General features: G+C 49.1%; 3 protein-coding genes and 1 tRNA gene. All 4 read left to right on the forward strand.

Annotated features, from left to right (window positions below; all coding sequences use genetic code 11):
• Positions 1-345: 345 nt before the first annotated feature.
• The 4 genes from Q7V48_06435 (at position 346) to Q7V48_06450 (ending at position 5,132) form a co-directional block, all read left to right on the forward strand.
• Positions 346-1,497 (forward strand): alanine--glyoxylate aminotransferase family protein, encoded by a 1,152-nt coding sequence (locus Q7V48_06435; protein MDO9210372.1) that lies wholly within the window; start codon positions 346-348, stop codon positions 1,495-1,497.
• A 79-nt stretch (positions 1,498-1,576) separates the two neighbouring features.
• Positions 1,577-2,887 carry an adenylosuccinate synthase gene (locus tag Q7V48_06440; protein MDO9210373.1) on the forward strand — a complete coding sequence of 437 codons (1,311 nt, stop codon included), beginning with the start codon at positions 1,577-1,579 and terminating at the stop codon, positions 2,885-2,887.
• 198 nt (positions 2,888-3,085) lie between these two features.
• Positions 3,086-3,161: transfer RNA gene (locus tag Q7V48_06445), tRNA-Lys, on the forward strand.
• Between the two features lie 507 nt (positions 3,162-3,668).
• On the forward strand, positions 3,669-5,132 hold the full coding sequence (locus tag Q7V48_06450; GenBank protein ID MDO9210374.1) for an acetyl-CoA hydrolase/transferase C-terminal domain-containing protein: 1,464 nt from the start codon (positions 3,669-3,671) through the stop codon (positions 5,130-5,132).
• Positions 5,133-5,255 lie beyond the last annotated feature (123 nt).

The following is a 5,255-nucleotide window of genomic DNA, read 5'->3' on the forward strand; positions in this document are numbered from 1 at the left end:
GAAGAAAAGGCTTGGTCTATTTAGGGCAACATGAAATCAAGGCCGAAGGAGATCCCTACCCCATCTTGATGTAGGAACCCAATTAATGGCCTAACCCGGGGTAGCCGGAACCAAAAAGGTGTATTGAAAAATCCGAAATCCGAATATCGAAATCCGAAACAAATCCCAAATCCAAAATTCCAAATTCAAAAAGGTCTTGTTGGGAACATTGGGATTTTGAACCTTCGTGCTTGTTTGGGATTTCGTGCTTCGGATTTAGGATTTTTCTCATGGCGTTTGTTTGAAGAACTTTCTTGCCAGTTTGCGCATAACTTCATTCTTAAGAGACTAAGGAGGTAGGAATTGATGGATAAACAATACCTGTTGGCACCCGGACCCACACCGGTTCCTCCCGAAATCCTGCAGCGGATGGCTGAACCCATCATCCATCACCGTGCGCCAGCATATGAAAAAATATTGGGAGAAGTGCGCGAAGGGTTGAAATATCTCTTCCAGACGAAAAAAGAAGTTTTGATCTTTGCTTCTTCAGGAACGGGGGCGATGGAAGGGGCCGTTACCAATACTCTTTCCGCAGGCGATAAAGCGATCGTGATTGAGGGTGGAAAGTTTGGGGAACGCTGGGCGAATATCTGTAAAGCCTACGGCGTGAAAGCGCAGATTTTACCCGTGGAATGGGGACAGCCCATTGATCCAACTTTGATCGCCCAAGCCTTACAGGCCGACCCATCGGTCAAAGCCGTTTTCACCCAGGCTACCGAGACCTCTACGGGTGTACTCTATCCCATTAAAGAGATTGCCGAAATCGTTTCCCGTTATCCGGGAACGATCATGGTGGTGGACGCTGTTTCCCACTTGGGGGCAGTGAAATTACCTATGGACGAATGGAAGCTGGACATCGTCGTGGCCGGTTCTCAAAAAGCCTTCATGCTCCCACCCGGCTTGTCTTTTGCGGCCCTTAGCGATAAGGCCTGGGAGTTCGTAGGAAAGTCAACTCTGCCCAAGTTCTACTTCGATTTCAAGAAGGAATTGAAGAACCTGATGCAGAATCAGAGTGCCTATACCCCGGCGGTATCCTTAGTCATGGGTTTAGCCGAATCGTTGCGAAGGATCAGGAAAGAAGGGTTGGAGAATATTTTCGCCCGCCATGCCCGACTGGCCAGGGCCACTCGTGAGGCCATGCTGGCTCTCGGTTTAAAACTTTATGCCCCCCAGGCTTACTCCGACACAGTAACGGCTGTGCTGGCACCCCCGGGAGTAGATGGCCAGAAGGTGGTAAAGATCTTGCGGGATAGACACAACCTGACCATTGCCGGCGGTCAAGATCAGGCTAAGGGAAAAATCTTTCGGATTGCCCACATGGGGTACGTGGATAAGTTTGACGTCATCATGGCTGTGGCCGCAGTGGAAATGACCCTCAAGGAACTGGGCTACGCGGTAGAAATGGGTAAGGGTGTTCGGGCAGCGATGGAAGTACTAACCGAAAAAAACAGGCAATAGGCAATGGGCGATAAAAAGAAAAAATCATATCCCATCGCCCATAGCCTCTAACCTATAGCCTATGTTTTAGAGGTTTTTTATGGCTAACATCATCATCATCGGTATGCAGTGGGGGGATGAGGGCAAAGGAAAGATCGTTGACCTTTTGACTGAATTTGCCCATGTAGTTGTTCGCTTCCAGGGTGGGAATAATGCCGGACACACCGTGGTGGTTGGACAACAGAAGGTCATTTTGCACCTTATTCCATCAGGTGCTCTCTACCCGCAGAAAAAATGCGTCATCGGGAACGGCGTGGTCGTGGACCCGCAGGTTTTGCTGGCGGAGATTGATGAGCTGCAGAAGCTGGGCTATTTTAAAGGCGATGATCAACTTTTGATCAGCGAGGATGCCCATCTGATCATGCCCTATCACCGGCGCATGGATGTGGCCCGGGAGCGGATGAAAGGCGAGGGGAAAATCGGGACCACGGGAAGAGGGATCGGTCCGGCTTACGAAGACAAAGTAGCCAGAGATGGAATACGGGTCGGAGACCTTTGCAACTCAAAAATTTTCCGAAAAAAGTTAGAAGCCACCTTGGCCATTAAAAACCGTTGCCTGGAAACTTGCCTGAAGGACAAAGGATTCGATCTGGAAGAGATCTTTCAGGAATATGGCGGGTATGGCGAGCGACTGAAAAAATACGTGATTGATATTTCTGTTTTCATCAACCACCAGATCAAGCAGGGCCAGCATATCCTTTTGGAGGGAGCGCAGGGGACCCATTTGGACGTTGACCACGGCACCTATCCTTTTGTAACCTCTTCCAACACCGTAGCGGGAGGGGCCTGCACGGGAGCGGGGATCGGGCCGACGAAAATCACCGAGGTAATTGGAGTCTCCAAGGCGTACACGACTCGGGTGGGCGAAGGACCTTTTCCCACCGAGCTTAAAGACAAGGTGGGGGAAAGAATTCGGGAACGGGGTAGAGAATTCGGAGCAACCACCGGAAGGCCACGACGATGTGGTTGGCTGGATATTCCCCTGCTCCGGGATGCAATCCGCTTGAACGGCCTCACGGGAATCGCCCTGACCAAAATGGATGTGCTCAGCGAGTTTGAGACCATTAAAATTTGCACATCCTACCAACACAGGAATAAGCGCTGCCAAGAAGTTCCTTCGTCGATTGAAGTCCTGCAGGAATGTGTACCCGTATATGAAGAAATTCCGGGATGGAAGGGCGAGTTGAGGAATGCCCGCAATTTCAAAGACCTTCCTCCGCAGGCTCAGGATTATGTCATACGCATTGAGGAATTGACGGAAACAGAAGTGATTTTGGTCTCTGTGGGCGAGCGCCGGGAAGAGACAATTTTGCGGCGTAACCCCTTTGAACGAGGTCCTCGTCTTTCATAAAAAGCTTGCTCTAAGGCCCGAAGCCGTTTAAAATAAAAATTACCAGGACGCAGATTCACCCTTTCCCTCTTCCGCCTCAGGCGGAGAGAGGGTGGGGTGAGGGGGAAAATTTCAAATATCTTTGGCTATGTTTTAGATGAAAATAAAGAAAATCATAATCTGCGGTGATCGGCGAAAATCTGCGTCCGATAAAAACGTGAGCCGTTAGCTCAGTTGGTAGAGCACCTGACTTTTAATCAGGTGGTCGTGGGTTCGAGCCCCGCACGGCTCACCAATCAATAAAAGGAGTTAGCCACGCTGGGAGCGTGGTTAACTCCTTTGTTTTTTAATTTACTCAAACCTAAAAAAGGCGATTCACCACAGAGGGACAGAGGAAAGTTAAAATAAATAAAGGAAATCAACTCCTTTTCGCTCCTTTATCCTTTACTCGACATGACTGAGCTCGCCGAAGTCTGTGCCCTCGTTACGTGAGGACAATAAAACATTTTAGCTTATGAATTTAATACATGAGAACGAAGAGAAAAGATTGAGCTTATTTTTTTATACAAAGCGCCCTAAATTTTTGCGCATATTTACAACAACCTCCTGTGGTCTGTCATTCCGGGCTTGACCCGGAATCCAGTCGGTTTTCTGTCCGCCTGAGGCGGACCGCTTTCGCGGGAATGACGATGCCTGCGCATTTATTTATGTCGTTATGTATAACTATGAAATGATTCTCTGGGTTCTCTGTGATTTTAAAAAAAATCCCTCAATTTAAGTGGAAATAAAAGAGGTTTTAGATATGGAAGAATACTTTCATAGAATCAAAGATCCGGGACTCCGGAAATATGTATGTTCGATCGAAGAAGCCGCGGGAATGATCCGGGATGGAGCGGTTGTAGCGACCTCCGGGAATATTCTTGCGGGATATCCCAAAGGGTTTTTCAAGGGGCTTGCGGAAAGGATTCGGAGAGGAGAAAAAATAAAAATCGATCTTCTTGCCACAGGCCCTTTAGGCCCCGAAATAGAGGATGCTTTGGTCGAAGTGGGCGGAATCCGGAGGAGGATCGGCAGCGTCGGATCGAAGTTATTGAGGGAGGCGGTCAACAGGAAGGAGGTGGGGTTTCTGGAAGGCAAGTCAGGAAAGGTTACCCAAAACGCCAGGTGGGGGTATTACGGAGACATCGATGTAGCCGTGATCGAGGCGGCAGGGATCAATGAGCAAGGGGAAATCATTCCCGGGATCAGTGTTTATGACGCGCCAGATTGGGTCGCCCTGGCAGCCAAGGTGATCGTTGAAATTAATTTACTGAGGCCGCTGTCTTTGGAAGGACTTCATGACATATACTCGCCCGTTAAAAATCATTGGATCCCCTTGACCAATCCGATGGAGAGAATCGGGAAGCCTTGTATCCCTCTGGAGTCAAGAAAAATCGCCGGTATCGTCTTTTCTCATATTGAAGACCGGGAACTTTCACCTTCCAAACCCAGCGAGAAGAACCTGCGGATCGCCAGAAATTTAGGCGATTTCTTAAGGGAAGAAAAAAAGCGGAAGCATTTTCAAGATAAACTTCCTCCTATAGAAGTGGGGATCGGAGAGGCGATGAATATCTTTCTCTCTTCCCTCGTCGGTTCGGAGTTTCGCTCTTTACGATTCTTTTTGGCCGCGGCCACCGACCCCCTCCTGGATTTGATCGATGCAGGTAACGCGGCCGCGGTCTCCTGCAACAGCCTCCGTTTCAGCCGGGCGGCTTTGGCTAAATTGAATTCGAAGATCGATCACTACAAGAAACACATTATCCTTCGGCCGGTAAGCGTTACCAACTCCGCCGAATTGATCAGCCGTTTGGGAATCCTGGCCATCAACACCTGCCTGGAAGCAGACCTCTTGGGGCAGGTTAATTCGAGCCATATCCGGGGTTCCATCCTCATCGGAGGAATCGCGGGGTCTTATGATTATGCCCGGAATAGTGCCGTGTCCATTTTTGCCCTGCCTTCCAGAGCAAAAGGAGGAATTTCGAATATTGTCCCCCGCGTTTCCCATGTTGATCACACGGAACATGAAGTAGACGTACTTGTGACCGAACATGGGGTAGCCGACCTGCGGGGTTTGGAACCGATAAAAAAAGCATTGGCTATCATAGAAAAATGCGCCGATCCCGGCGATCGTGGTTTCCTAATCGCTTACATGGAAATGTCAAAAAACAACCCTGGCCGTGTTCCGATGGGATTCACCGATCAAACCTTGGATCAAAGAAAGGTGTAAAAAAATGGAAAAAATTCAAGGGGGAGTCATTGGAACTGGGAGGATGGAACCCGGTTTTCCTTCAACTCAATCATCGAGGTGCAGCTCTCAGTATCCGCAAAGGAAAAGGCCCGGACGAATTCA

It is taken from the genome of Deltaproteobacteria bacterium (assembly GCA_030654105.1).
In the GTDB taxonomy this organism is placed as follows: Bacteria; Desulfobacterota; SM23-61; order SM23-61; family SM23-61; genus JAHJQK01.

Bases quoted from the DNA above. Each gene is read 5' to 3' on its own strand.
- Q7V48_06450 (MDO9210374.1), top strand. From the start codon at position 3,669: ATGGAAGAATACTTTCATAGAATCAAAGATCCGGGACTCCGGAAATAT.
- Q7V48_06435 (MDO9210372.1), top strand. From the start codon at position 346: ATGGATAAACAATACCTGTTGGCACCCGGACCCACACCGGTTCCTCCC.
- Q7V48_06440 (MDO9210373.1), top strand. From the start codon at position 1,577: ATGGCTAACATCATCATCATCGGTATGCAGTGGGGGGATGAGGGCAAA.